This is a genomic window from Vibrio sp. Vb1026, assembly GCF_033338745.1.
GTDB lineage: Bacteria > Pseudomonadota > Gammaproteobacteria > Enterobacterales > Vibrionaceae > Vibrio > Vibrio alginolyticus.
Genome location: NZ_JAWOTH010000001.1, coordinates 263,343 through 276,586, shown reverse-complemented (window position 1 = coordinate 276,586; position 13,244 = coordinate 263,343). Strand labels below are relative to the sequence as shown.

Sequence of the window (13,244 nt, the reverse complement as noted above, 5' to 3'; positions counted from 1 at the left end):
TTTCTATTGCACTCTTAATTGCTTGTACGTAATCAAACTAAGCAAGACAAAGAATATTGGGTCACTCCAACCAAAACCGACAAATACTCCGATAATGCCGGCATAGGTAGTAATCACTGCCCCTAAGCCATTAGTAATCAATAATGCTTTAAACATCTGTTTCGCAGTATGCCCTGATTCCACATTACGTAACATCAAACTCACCGCTGCGATTCCACCTAAAAAGATCGAAGTATGCTGCGATAAAAACAGCGCGTACTGGTCGTTAATTTGTACTCCATACATCGGCCACATTATGGTTGGTACAAAAAACAACGCAAAAGCGAATACCGTATATACGACACCATGAACGGTTAGAAAAGTGCGGTTGGTCATCATCTCCTTATCCTCTAATAGGCCCTTGATTGAGCGTCGTTAACGGCACATTGATATCGAAAATTTGACCTCGTACTTCGACTACGCCCATTTTTCGTAAGCGTGCGGCATGCATTTCGAGATAAGCTTGCGCCGTGGCTTCATCTTCAAAAAGATAGATACCACCACCGAGTTTGTCTTTTTCGCTTTCCGTCCAGATTTTCCAAATCATGCCCGGCTCTTGGTTAATCGACTTAGCTAAGTCGACCAGAGCATTCGACATCTCGTCACCAAACGGACCATGAAATTCAAAATCAACTTGCAATAATTTCGCCATCTTGAGTCTCCTCTTCTTATTGACTCGTTTTCGATGACAAGATTATTACCTTTATAAAACTGACAGAAAAGTTCATAATTTCGCCATTAACTGTCTAAAAAATTGACTCATGAGACTAAAAACGACCTTAGAACAATGGCAAACGCTACAAGCGATTAATCAAGAAGGCAGCATTCAATCCGCAGCTTTACTTCTCAACAAGAGCCATACCACATTGATCTACTCGGTGAGGAAGTTAGAAGACCAACTTGGTATTCAACTTATCGAAGTACGAGGGCGCAAAGCGGGTTTGACAGAGCACGGCAAAACCATACTGCGTCGTGCACAATCCATGCTTGAACAAGCGCGGGAACTAGAAGTCATCAGCGAGCAGTTAAAAAGTGGGGTGGAATCTCAAATCACGGTCGCAGTAGATCATCTTTGTGACCCTTCTTGGCTTTATGCACCACTCAGTCAATTTTTGGAGGACAACAACACGACCTCCGTTCAAGTGGTTGAAACGTCACTGAGCAAAACAACCGAAATGGTCGTAAATGAGCTCGCTGACATCGCAATCATCAACTTACCGATAACCAACTACCCTGCCGAAGCATTTGGCGTAACAACCATGCTGCCTGTAATCGCAGCACACCATCCACTCGCTAAAAAGCCGCATGTTTCCATCGACGATTTTGCAACCACCAGCCAAATTGTCATCCGTGACTTAGGTGATTCAGACAAAACGAAAAGAGATGTGGGTTGGTTACGCGCACGTCAGCGTATTACCGTCGATAACTTCGACCACGCTTTTCACGCCGTAGAGCAAGGCGTTGGGTTTTGTCGGCTACCAGCGCACTTAGTCTCAGCCCGAAAGAGCGATAAAATTAAAGTATTGGAGCTCGAACACTCCCATCAATATCAAGTTGCGCTGCACCTCACTTTGCCCAAAGGAGCCAAAAGTGGTCCTGCGACTCAAGCGCTTTATCGTATTTTACTCAAAAGTGTAGAAACTCGAGTCTAGCAACAGTGGTATTGAGTTGAATCGCTAGTGTTATCGCCTATTGATTCTCCCTAAACATAGAGAAACGGCCATTTTGTGACGCTACACTCTCACAAAAGGTTGCACGAAGGATAGCGACCACCTACTATCACTCTGCTCATGCCTAAAGCACCCAACACTCGCGGAAAGAACTCGGTTCACGGCAATATCCTCACCTGCTTGGTTTAGCAGGCACAATCTGTTTTTACCTTCTTTTTAGCTTCTATTTAGGCGAGTGTGGAAGAAATAAGAAAGGTGAAATATGAACTCTACAAATAGCTTCTCGATCAATATCAATCAGCAAAAATCCATTGCTAAAAAAAGGCTCAAAGCTATCCGCCTATACGATGACGCCACGTTGGAGTTAGTTAAGCGATTTCACTCCAAACCAGAATCTTTGGCTCCCAATACAATTCAATTGGCTGACGTTCAACATGCACTCGCAAGAGAACTGGGCTTATCCAGTTGGAGTAAACTAAAAGCTCATGTCGAAGAGCTAGAAGCGCACAAACTAGCCATCAAAGAACAAAAACCGCCCCTAGATGCAAAAGTAAAAACGCTACACGTTCGTTGTGGCCACGACATTCAACAACAACTTAAAGCCAGCGGATTTGAAGGGACATTTTTAGCCCTGATCGATCCGCTTTGTATTGGCCCCATACCAGCAACACCGCAGAACTTCCTTGCCATTCGTGCCCAATATGTCGTAGAGACTCTGCTGCCCGTGATGAAGCGTGAAGACTCGGTTCAAGATATAGTCACATTGGAACAATCAAACCTCGATCTGTTGCAAAGTGATGTATTTGAACGAATCGTCTTTTGGGTCGAACATGACAGTTATGATCAATTGATGCTAATTCGTGCTCTAACACAGTTAGAGAATGTAAAGAATAAAGTGATAGAGATCATTGAGTTGAACCAGTTCCCGGGCACTGAACGATTCATCGGCTTTGGGCAGTTGCCTGAAGAAGCTATTCGTTCTTGTTGGCGATACCGTAAACCTGTGACAGCAAAATTATTCAGTCAGGCTAAACGGTGTTGGCACGCTATTACATCACCGACACCTATTTCCATAGTTAATTTGATTCAGCAGCATAACCTGGATTGCTTGCCCAATATATTCAACGTGCTTAAACGCCATTTGCAAGAGTTACCTAATTCACAAACTGGATTGAGCTTGACACAACACCTCGCACTAAAGGTTTTGAGCTCGCAAAATCGTTCAATTCCCATCAAAGATTGGTTTGAGCAATATCAACAACTAGAACCTCTTCCTTACCTAGGAGACGTGATGTTTTACGCGTTACTCCTCCCTCTAGCACAGTGTCAAACACATTTGATCACGATTGAGTCACGTGAAAGGCACTGGTGGGAACAAAGCGTCCGTATCACTGAGGCTGGCAAGCAGTGTTTGGAAGGCTTAATACGAGCGAAACAATGCTATTGGGTTGGAGGGATTAAAAATACCAGTCAAAGTTATTGGAGCTGGGATCACCTCCAACTAACTACACTTGCCAACCATCATTGAGTTGACAAATATGAAAGCATAAAGGGTTCGTTGGCTCTGATGAACACTCAATACTAAATTATCCCTAAAGAAGCGACCGCTAGTCTGAATACAACTTAAATAGTTATGCAGAAATGCATCCACTCAAAGAGAGTATGCACTCTATCTCTTATTAGAATTTATTGTAAATCCTCTTTGTTATCGGTTGTATATTCGATAAAAGTGTTAAAATACAAACTTTTTATCCAGCCAATTCGTTAATATTTGGTTAAAATTCCATTTTTATTAGTGATAAAGTTCACATCTATTAACCATTTAGAGGATTATTCTTTCGTATTTTCTCACTCCGCTGCTAATCTGCTCGCCGCTTTGAAGTGAACTCAAGGTGCATAACTATAAGGAGTGTTCTCATGAATACCAAGAAACCGATGTCGCTTACCAGCCGCGTAATTTTAGGTATGGTTGCGGGTATCTTGACAGGATTTGCAATTCGCACACTTTTTGCCGACAACGGATTTGTCGACGCATACATTGTTAATGGATTATTCGAAGTTGGTGGACAGATCTTCGTTGCCAGCTTAAAAATGCTTGTTGTACCGCTAGTATTTGTTTCGTTAGTTTGTGGTACTAGCTCTCTCAAAGACCTCTCTACACTGGGTCGCATGGGCGGTAAAACCCTCGCTTTCTACGTTACGACAACGGCTATCGCGATTACGCTTGCTCTAACTATGGGTACTCTATTCCAGCCAGGGGCAGGGGCAGATCTAACGGCAGCAAGTTCATTCAAATCAGCCGAAGCGCCATCTTTAGGTCAGGTGATCATCGATATGTTCCCGACCAACCCAATCAGCGCAATGGCAGAAGGTAAAACTCTGCAAGTTATCGTGTTCGCCGTGCTATTCGGTATCGCGATCAGTGCAGCGGGTAAACCAGGCGAACGCATCGCAGCATTCTTCTCTGATCTGAATGAAGTGATCATGAAACTGGTCGCGATTTTGATGAACTTGGCGCCTTATGGGGTGTTCTTCTTAATGGCGAAGCTATTTACTGGTCTTGGTCTGGGCGCGATCGTCAATCTGGCAGAGTACTTCTTAGTACTGGCTGGTACGCTTGTCCTACACGGTCTAGTTACTTACAGCTTAATGTTAAAAGGTTTCACAGGTCTAAACCCAATTACGTTCCTACGTAAGATGGAAGACGCGATCATGTTTGCTTTTTCTACAGCATCATCGAACGCGACGATTCCAGTGACAATGGAAACAGCAAAGCACCGCATGGGTGTTGAGAACCGTGTATCATCGTTCACAGTACCACTTGGTGCAACCGTGAACATGGACGGTACGGCGATCATGCAGGGCGTAGCAACTGCGTTTATTGCTCAAGCTTTCAATATTGATTTAACTATGGGCGATTACCTAATGGTTATCATGACGGCAACTCTGGCGTCTATCGGTACCGCAGGTGTTCCTGGTGTGGGTCTTGTCATGCTTGCTATGGTATTGAACCAAGTTGGTCTGCCGCTTGAAGGTATCGCGCTCATCATGGGTGTTGACCGTCTTCTTGATATGATTCGTACCGCGGTAAATATCACTGGTGACAGTGCTGTAACCGTCATCGTTGCGAAATCAGAAGGTGCATTGGATGAAGCTCGCTTCAACGACCCAATGGCAGGCGTAGCCGAAGAAGAAGTGCACCTGAAACGCACGGAAGCATAAACCCTTCCAAGTTAAATTATCCTGTCTAAGCAAAAACCACCTTACTCTAAGGTGGTTTTTTATTTCCAATTAACCCGAAATCAAAAAGGTTTAGATAAAACTCTCGTCCCCGAGGTTGTTTCAATTACTAATCGGTAAGTAGTTAGATTCTATATTAGTTCATCTACAGGGTTAAGATAACTCGCCTATGTTTATCACTTTGAAAATGATATAAGGGACATTTTCATCATATAGAGATACAAATTCCATTATCAAATTAAAGTTCAAAACCAAATCGCGATAGATAGTAGTCTGATAATTAAGTTGGTACTAAGATACATACATCATAAATTCATGTTTAAAAATAGTCTTTTTTTATTCATTTTCTCATTTCCAATACTTGCATTAGGTTTCAACGAAAGTATGTTCGATTTTTTTAAGAAATTTAAATATACATTAAGCCCAGATATAAAGGGTACTTTAGTTCTTGATCAAAGACCTCTAGAAAATGTAACGGTTTACTTAGAAGCTAATTTTTTAAAAAATAATTACAAAAGGAGTTCAAGTACTAATGAGTTAGGTGAATTTCACTTTAAACCAGTCATACATGCTCAAAGGTTCAAAGAATCAGCTTTGAATCAAACATATTCATATATCGGAATATATACCTATATAAATGAAGAAAAGAAATATATTTGGGAGTCTCAGTTAAACTACGTTTCACCACCTATATTTATAGAGGACAACTTAAGTAATCTTTACTGTGAGCTTGAAGATACCGAGTTTCGATACTTTTTCAAGAATATCAATCTAGAAAATGCTGGAGATCTAATGGTTATTAGCAACTGCAATTTAAATGGATTTTTATATAAAAGACATTTTTCATAGAGTTTATGATTGTGATGATTATTAAACTCAAAGTTCTTTAAAAGAAAAAGCTATACCTGCACGCCTCAATCAAGTTTAAACATATCAATCAAAGTGCTAATTCGCAGAATATTTCTCTAAAGTAATTCACTACTTAACTTTCGTATACTCCTGATTCTACATAACCAGTTAGTTTGCACTGACTGTACACATAAGTATCATCTTCACCATTTCCAAAATAAGAAAAAGCGAAGTAGTAAACTTCATTGGTTACTTCACAATTCAAATTTCCCATATTTTCTCTAGCAAACTCATAAGTCTCATAACCATCAGTTGAAGACTCCCATATCGTCACCCCTTCTCCATTTGCTAGATGAGTCTTCAGGAAAACGAGCACGTATTTCTGATCTAAGTTCAATAAGTCTTGAGACTCATGCTCTTCAAATACAGGGAAGGCAAACGATCCGTTAGCATCAGTAATAGTTTGAAACTCATGAATGGTTCCACGCACACCGACTCGGAGGACCACTAATTGAGATGACAACGGTTTTCCGTTCAAAGTTAGCATACCAATAATATCTGGCGTATACCTGTACATGAAAGGTTTCTCTTAGATAAAAACTTGAATCTGAAAGTACCCTTTCAAATCGAGCAAATCTACTACGGAAAAACGTATTGTGACGAGCTCGTGTACTTTGAGTAAATGTTAAAAATAACAATTTCTTGTTTGCGCTAAACCAAACATAGAACATGTTTGATGGGCCATACCTACTCCACCATCGAATTCAGCTTTTCTCTCGCTTGTTCTTCATGCTCGTCGGTGATGGCATTGCCGACCGAGTTCGCCGCCAGAGTCAGTGCCGCCATATCATCGGTAAAACCGACGCCAGCTAGTACGTCTGGCACCATATCTGTTGGTAGGACGAAGTAAGCCAGCGCGCCACCTAAAATAGCCTTGTGGCGAACAGAGGTGTTGGAATCTGCCATCGCGAGCCATGATTTTATGCCCATTACGGCAATTTCTTCACCCGCTTTCTTAACCGACCCTTTCATTTTACGCCAAAAGGTTTTCTCATCTGGCGCTTGCATCGTTTGGTCTAAGACGTCATCGGACGCCGAATTTACAGACATGCTTGTGGTCATCGTGCCTCCTAAATTTATGACTGTGGCAAAGATATTAAGAAGATGAACCTGAACGTAGGATTAATAGCGAGTAATGATAATGAAGAAAGGAAACAAAATGGCTAGATAAATAAATCCCCAAACCGAAGTCCGGGGATTATTGCCTTGAAATCAAAAGTCTTGGAAATCAAAAGTTTTGGAAACCAAATGGTTTTGAAACCAACAGCTTTGGGAACCAAGCTTTAGAAGCAAAATGCCTTATTGAGCAATCTTCTCCAGTACACGCATCAGCATTTTGATACGTGGTTCGATAGACTCAAGCAACAAGTACTCTTGATCGCTGTGGAAGCCCGCACCGATAGGTCCTAGACCATCCAAAGTTGGAACACCAAGAATCGCCGTGTTGTTTGCATCAGAGCCACCACCTACTTCTTTCCAGTTGATGTCGATAGCCAGTTCACTTGCGGCTTCTTCAACTAGCATCATCAGGCTTTCTGTTTGTGGGCTTGGCACCATAGAAGGCTTATAAGCTTCACGAACCAACTCAATGCTCACGCCATCAACGAATGGTGTTTCCAGCATGCCGTTTAGCTTGCTATCGACATCATCGTATTCTTCGTTGCTCCAGAAACGCACATCCACGATCGCTTCAGCGTGCTCAGGGACGATGTTCGCTCCGTTGCCACCAGAAACAATACCGACATTCAGCGTGGTACCAGATTCAAAGTTGGTCATTGCATTGACTGCTAGAATCCAATTCGCCATCTCAGTGATTGCGCTGCGGCCATTTTCTGGCTCGTTCCCTGCGTGAGCAGCAACGCCATTAAAGGTCATTTTGTAGCGAGCCATGCCTTTACGCGCTTTCACTAAACCACCGTCTGCACGTGCCGCTTCTGCAACCAGTACATTCTTAGCGTTTTTCGCTACTGATTGAATCCAATCCACAGAGTCCAGAGAGCCCGTCTCTTCATCTGGGTTCATGCAGATAGCGATAGACAGCTTATCCAACACCGCTTGGTCTAGATTGCGCATCGCGTATACGATGTTGAGCAAGCCAGATTTCATGTCCGAGACGCCCGGACCGTAGGCTTTCTCTACATCTTGAGACATTGGACGAAGCTCAGCAGTACCCACAGGGAACACGGTATCCATATGACCAATCAGCATCACGTCGATTTGCTCAGCTTCCGGCTTATTTCGAACTTCAAGACCGATGCCCGCTCTGCCACAGTCGATGCGTTTTACGCTCCAACCTGACATCGCTTGGTACTTCTCTTCAAATTGAGAAGCGATAAACTCGATACCATCAGTAGTGTAAGTACCACAATCCACATTGATTAGCGGACGTAGCTCTTCTAGATATTCATTTAGAGAGAATTGCATGATTCACTCCTAGACAAACAGATTCATCACCAGCATTGCGCCAAACGCGTTCAATACTGAGATCGCAATCATAACTGGGATGTAACGACCTTCAGTACCAATTGGGCCCATGATACGACCCATGTACTGAACTTGAGAGCCCATTAGGTAGATAGCAGGTGCAAGAATCGCAATGTGCGTACCGTTTAGGATGCCTTGGTCAAACAGCGTGATAACCACACCCACTGCGCCGCCCATCGACATCCAAGCGCCGATAAGAACAGCAGCCGCTTCACCAGGAAGGCCAAACACCGCCATGATTGGAGAAAACACCGTGCCCATCAGATCCAGCGCGCCAGTGATTTGCAGCGCTTTGATGATAACGAACGCCATCAATACGTTAGGAACCGTAGAGGTAGTCGCAATTACCCAACCTTTCTTAGCACCTTCGACGAAGATATCCGTCACCATTGGTTTTTTCGCTTTAACGTCACCCATTATGCCGTCTCCTCTTTTAGGTTCTCTGATTTGTTTTGGTCTTGTTTGTCTTCTTTACCTTCCGTCATGTTCAGGTAAATACGGAACAGGTTTGCACCGATGATCTTGAATGCGAACATCACCACAACCGCTAAACCAATAGAAGACGTGACCGCTAGAGAGCCGTCAGCCATCGTCAATGTGAACAGCACAGCACCTGATGAGAAGAAGTTCACGATGGTCGCACCTGCAGTAAACTGGAACATGGTAAATACGTCCGTTTCACGCTTAGTTAGGTGACCTTCATCTTTTAGCTGACGCGTCATCGCCGCGCCCGCGTCGGTACTTTGTAGAGAAGCAATTAAAGCCAGACCAGAGTTACCAGGGATGCCCATTAGAGGACGTAGAAGAGGAGTAAGAAGCTTACGAGCTGCTTCAAGTGCACCGTAGTGCTCAAGTACGTTGATCATACCTAAGGCGAACATAACAGTTGGAATCAAAGTAAGTGCGAAAATGAAACCGTCGCGAGCACCGCTACCACCAGTACCGCGAAGCGACGTTGTTGCAACTTGCACACCGTCAGCCGTTTCGGTGACACCATACGCCACCTTGCCGAAAGAGCCATTGAGCGTTGTAAAATCGAATACACCGTACCATTCGCTAGATTGCATCAGGCCAGAAAAGAACACGACCGCAAACGCCAGAGCAACGTAGCACCCCAGTGTAACTTTACGCTCAGTTTGAACAGGAATTTTCATAACATTACCTACACATGTGGAACTTAACACATATGTTCACCTGAATAATGTGCTAGAGAGATGATCAAAATCAATCCGCCTGCCGAACATTATCGCGACTCAGTTATGAAGTTTTGTTTTATGATTCCAATCACAATTGAAAGATAATAAAAATTTGTGCTAACAATTAGGTATATTAATCTATGTCGATAGCTCACGACTTCTTCATCAACTCAACAAATGATTCTGACGAATATTGCTTTCTACAACATTCATGACGTACTTCATACTTTGGCATTGAGGCAATATCGATTAACTCGAAAGTAACATTCAGCCACGAAATTTAGGTTAGGATGGCCCGGTCATATGTAAACGGCATAAACCAGAATTAACAGGACTATACGACCCATTGTTACGCTCACAATATAAAATAGCCAAATGGACACTCGCCCTCGTGCTTTGGGTGGTGATGATATGCTTAAGCCAAAATTCTGGTTTCTCGAAAAGCTGCCCGAAGGCTCACCAAATACAGAGTCAGCAAGATGAAAGCGTGAATTTATCACCATCTTGCGACCTTTCAGAAAAGCTGGTTCAAGCTTACCAACATCAGTTTGATCATATTCTTATTCCATTTTTTCTGTTTGCTTTGATTGTGGCGCTGCCGATGACAACCACAGCAATTCGCTATCTGGAATACACAGAACCGATACGGGAAAAGTATCGGGTTCACCTAAAACTTTGCGTGTTTAGAGAATAAAGCCAGCAAGGCGAGAGACCTTTCGGCCTGACTTTTGTACATATTTTATTCACTTCACATAACAAACAACGAAATTTAAAAGTTTTAGGAAATATTATGACATTCACTCGTACACTTTTGGCGTTAACGATGGCTATCGTACCTGCCGTATCTTTCGCATCAGAAAAGACCGCAGAACAAAAGCTAGAGGAAGTTACTCAGATACTAAAAGAAAACCCTCAAATTCTTGATTCATTGCACCAAAACCTTCAAGAGTACATTGCGTATCAACAGTCATTTGGCGACACCTTGAAGGAGGTTCGTCAATATCTAAGTGATGGCAAACATTCCTCTTTTGGTGCTGAAAACCCTGAGTTAACCATTATTAACGTAACAGACTATAGCTGCCCTTTTTGTAAACGTTTAGAAGGAGAGCTGGTCAAAGTTGGTAAGGAATATCCGCAGGTAAAAGTGCTTAACCTCAATGTCTCTTTTAAAGAACAATACGAGAAAAACGGCTACAACTCGGCAAGTTACGCATTAAATGTTTGGCAAAACCAGCGAGATAAGTACGAACAAGTGCATGAGTTATTGGTGAAAAAACCGGGCGCACATGACGCACGTTCCTTAAATCAAATAGCGAAAAAAACGGGGACAGAAGCACAGCTTGTCGACGACAAAGAGACCAAGGCGTTGCTTGATAAAAACTATCAGTATTTCACGCAACTTGGTTTACGCGGCACGCCCGCGTTGATCATTAATGATCAAGTCATTCCTGGCTATGTGCCGTTTGACGAGCTAGAAAAAGTCATCGACCAAGAACTGGCGAACTAATACAACAAAGCCCTTCCCTGATAACTCAAGGAAGGGCTTTTTCTATCTAGGCTTAAAACGAAGTTCTAACTACTTGTCGCGACCCACAAACGCCACAACGACTTTGTCATTGCCAAGCGAGCGAGAGAACACGTACGCGCCTTCTTGTTCAATTACTTGATGCTGACCCGCACCAATCGCTGGGTGCGCTTTACGGAACTGACCAAGAGTTTGCCAGTGTTTGAGCAGCGCTTGCTTCTCATCAGATAGCTTCCATACCATGTCAGAACGAGTGCCTTGGTGGAAATCGTCCGCGTAAGGACCAATGTTACGACCAACTTCATCACCATAATAAACCTGAACAGCACCAGGACTCAAAAGCAGTGCATTCGCGGCGTTACGCTGCATACCGTAATCTTTGAAGCGAGAGAAGAACAGCTCGGTATCGTGAGAAGACATGTAGCTCACAGGGTTAAAGTCTTTCTCATTGGCGATAGTGTCCGCATAGCTTTGGTAAGTGTCTGCCATTTGGCTGAAACACGCCGCGCCTTTGTCTAACTTCTTCTGCATATCGAAGTTAATCAACGCATCAAAGCCGTCGTCGAAGTAAGGGCTGCGATATGCGGTATGTCCCCATACTTCACCCATCATCCAGAATGGCTGACCTGACTTACCGTTCTCTTTACGCCACTGCTCAAGGCTGCTTGATGCCTCTTCTTTCAAGCGTTTCCACACATCGCCTTCAACGTGCTTCACCGTGTCGACACGGTAACCATCAATACCAAAGCGTTTCACCCAATCAGTTTGCCACTCAATTAGGTAGTCCGAGACGGTGTAATTATCACGCTCCTCAACGCGAGTGCCAGGGTTATCCAATAGCCATTGAGCTGGCTTCACGGCTTTGTCTGATTCAGTGATAAAGTCTGGCAAACCCGCCAATGACATGGTGATATCACTGCTGCCCGGAACTGGGTATCCCGGTAGACCTGTTCTTACCCAGTCACCGCCCCACCATTTCGCCCAGTTTGGACTCTGGTAATCAATATTCTGGTGGTAGCTATGCCAGTTTTCGCCCGCTTTTGGTTTCCAATCCCCCCATTTCTTAGGTAGGTCAGCGTTTGGTTTTAACACCTCAATACCGTCAAATTGCAAATCGGCTAACGTTGAGTAACCAGTGTGGTTGATTACTGCGTCCATCAAGACTTTAAGGCCACGTTTATGTGCCTCTTCCACCAGCTTTTTAAGATCAGCTTCGTTACCGAAGTTCTCATCAATCTTGGTAAAGTCACGCGTCCAGTAACCGTGGTAAGCGTAGAATGGGAATGAGCCGCTATCGCCGCCACCCACAAAGCCGTGTACTTGCTCAACGATTGGCGACAACCAAATCGCATCGGTACCTAGGCTCTTTATGTAATCTAGCTTTTCGATCACACCTTTTAGGTCACCACCGTGAAAGGTACCAATCTCTTCTTTACCGTCTTTCTTGCGACCATAGCTGTTGTCATTGCTCGTATCAGCATTATTGAAACGGTCGACCATCACGAAGTAAATGTTGGCATTGCGGTAATCAAACGGCACTGCTTCTTTGGTTTTCTTCACTGGCTCTAGTAGCACCAAACCGCCTGAATCTTTGCTTGGTGTCAGCGATACTTGCTGATCTTTTACTTCGACCATCTGACCAGAATAGGCATCACGCAACTTGGTGCCATCGGGGAAACTGTCACCCAGCGCGATGGTGACTTCGCCGCCTTGGTAAACCTCACATTGCACTTGTGGGATTGGGCGTTTAAATTCTGTCTTGGCAGCTTTCTTAGGCTCTCGCTTGAAGCGTAGAGTTTTGGCTTCCGCATCAAAAGCAAAAGAGTAATCGCCAGTAAAACGGATTTTTAAAGGCAGTTCTGTTGGCTTTCCACAGTTCAGCGCGATAGGTTTGTTGAATTTGACCTTCTGACCATCAGGCGCGACACAGTCGCCTTCAATACCCGTGATTTTGAGCGTGTATCCGTCTTTGGTTAAGGGCACAACCAAAGGCTGCTCTGCACTTAACGGAAAGTCACGGCTGTTGGTCGTGGTAGCAATGGTGATGTTTGGCTCGGCGATGGCACTTGCCGATGCAAGCAATAAGGTAGTCGTAATCAGATTCAGTTTCATCGTTCAGTCCATTGGTTGCGCATAGGCGCAGTATTCGTGTTGTAGTTTTATTCACACTAATAGTAAATG

The 13,244-nt window shown here is 43.7% G+C and carries 14 protein-coding genes; 6 read left to right on the top strand and 8 right to left on the bottom strand.

Going from position 1 to position 13,244, the window contains the following annotated elements; translation table 11 throughout:
• Positions 1 to 3: 3 nt before the first annotated feature.
• Both R7E47_RS01235 and R7E47_RS01230 read right to left on the bottom strand, forming a co-directional pair.
• On the bottom strand, positions 4 to 375 hold the full coding sequence (locus R7E47_RS01235; RefSeq protein WP_025768628.1) for a hypothetical protein: 372 nt from the start codon (positions 373 to 375) through the stop codon (positions 4 to 6).
• A 7-nt stretch (positions 376 to 382) separates the two neighbouring features.
• Entirely contained in the window at positions 383 to 691 is a 309-nt protein-coding gene (locus R7E47_RS01230) for a monooxygenase (RefSeq protein WP_005374871.1), read from the bottom strand.
• 109 nt (positions 692 to 800) lie between these two features.
• Here R7E47_RS01230 and R7E47_RS01225 point away from each other — a divergent pair, with 109 nt between their 5' ends.
• The 4 genes from R7E47_RS01225 to R7E47_RS01210 all read left to right on the top strand — a co-directional run bounded on the left by R7E47_RS01225 (position 801) and on the right by R7E47_RS01210 (position 5,798).
• The gene (locus R7E47_RS01225; RefSeq protein ID WP_025768629.1) at positions 801 to 1,691 is read left to right on the top strand and encodes a LysR family transcriptional regulator; all 891 of its coding nucleotides are present in this window, start codon (positions 801 to 803) and stop codon (positions 1,689 to 1,691) included.
• A 280-nt stretch (positions 1,692 to 1,971) separates the two neighbouring features.
• The gene (locus tag R7E47_RS01220) at positions 1,972 to 3,237 is read left to right on the top strand and encodes a DUF1835 domain-containing protein (protein ID WP_025768630.1); all 1,266 of its coding nucleotides are present in this window, start codon (positions 1,972 to 1,974) and stop codon (positions 3,235 to 3,237) included.
• A 389-nt stretch (positions 3,238 to 3,626) separates the two neighbouring features.
• Positions 3,627 to 4,931 (top strand): dicarboxylate/amino acid:cation symporter, encoded by a 1,305-nt coding sequence (locus tag R7E47_RS01215; RefSeq protein WP_104976405.1) that lies wholly within the window; start codon positions 3,627 to 3,629, stop codon positions 4,929 to 4,931.
• A 402-nt stretch (positions 4,932 to 5,333) separates the two neighbouring features.
• Entirely contained in the window at positions 5,334 to 5,798 is a 465-nt protein-coding gene (locus R7E47_RS01210; protein WP_238967382.1) for a DUF6795 domain-containing protein, read from the top strand.
• Positions 5,799 to 5,931: 133 nt separating this feature from the next.
• On the opposite strand, the gene R7E47_RS01205 is transcribed toward R7E47_RS01210, so the two are convergent.
• From R7E47_RS01205 to R7E47_RS01185, 5 genes are all read right to left on the bottom strand, one after another.
• Positions 5,932 to 6,375 (bottom strand): DUF6795 domain-containing protein, encoded by a 444-nt coding sequence (locus R7E47_RS01205; protein ID WP_318083600.1) that lies wholly within the window; start codon positions 6,373 to 6,375, stop codon positions 5,932 to 5,934.
• Positions 6,376 to 6,545: 170 nt separating this feature from the next.
• Positions 6,546 to 6,920 (bottom strand): YkvA family protein, encoded by a 375-nt coding sequence (locus R7E47_RS01200; protein WP_318083598.1) that lies wholly within the window; start codon positions 6,918 to 6,920, stop codon positions 6,546 to 6,548.
• A gap of 237 nt (positions 6,921 to 7,157) precedes the next feature.
• A complete protein-coding gene (locus R7E47_RS01195) occupies positions 7,158 to 8,282 on the bottom strand; it encodes a M20 family metallopeptidase (RefSeq protein ID WP_258484036.1) in 1,125 nt (374 codons plus the stop codon).
• 9 nt (positions 8,283 to 8,291) lie between these two features.
• Entirely contained in the window at positions 8,292 to 8,759 is a 468-nt protein-coding gene (locus R7E47_RS01190) for a YjiG family protein (RefSeq protein ID WP_005374849.1), read from the bottom strand.
• A complete protein-coding gene (locus R7E47_RS01185) occupies positions 8,759 to 9,496 on the bottom strand; it encodes a nucleoside recognition domain-containing protein (protein WP_005374846.1) in 738 nt (245 codons plus the stop codon). The genes R7E47_RS01190 and R7E47_RS01185 overlap by 1 nt, the downstream gene beginning before the upstream one ends.
• A gap of 529 nt (positions 9,497 to 10,025) precedes the next feature.
• On the opposite strand from R7E47_RS01185, the gene R7E47_RS01180 reads away from it, so the two are divergent.
• Both R7E47_RS01180 and R7E47_RS01175 read left to right on the top strand, forming a co-directional pair.
• Positions 10,026 to 10,232, top strand: coding sequence for a copper resistance protein (locus R7E47_RS01180; protein WP_411913447.1), 207 nt, complete (start codon positions 10,026 to 10,028; stop codon positions 10,230 to 10,232).
• A 96-nt stretch (positions 10,233 to 10,328) separates the two neighbouring features.
• Positions 10,329 to 11,045: a DsbA family protein gene (locus R7E47_RS01175; protein ID WP_005374842.1), complete on the top strand. Its 717-nt coding sequence runs from the start codon at positions 10,329 to 10,331 to the stop codon at positions 11,043 to 11,045.
• A gap of 69 nt (positions 11,046 to 11,114) precedes the next feature.
• On the opposite strand, the gene R7E47_RS01170 is transcribed toward R7E47_RS01175, so the two are convergent.
• Positions 11,115 to 13,175: an alpha-amylase gene (locus R7E47_RS01170; protein WP_042522184.1), complete on the bottom strand. Its 2,061-nt coding sequence runs from the start codon at positions 13,173 to 13,175 to the stop codon at positions 11,115 to 11,117.
• Positions 13,176 to 13,244 lie beyond the last annotated feature (69 nt).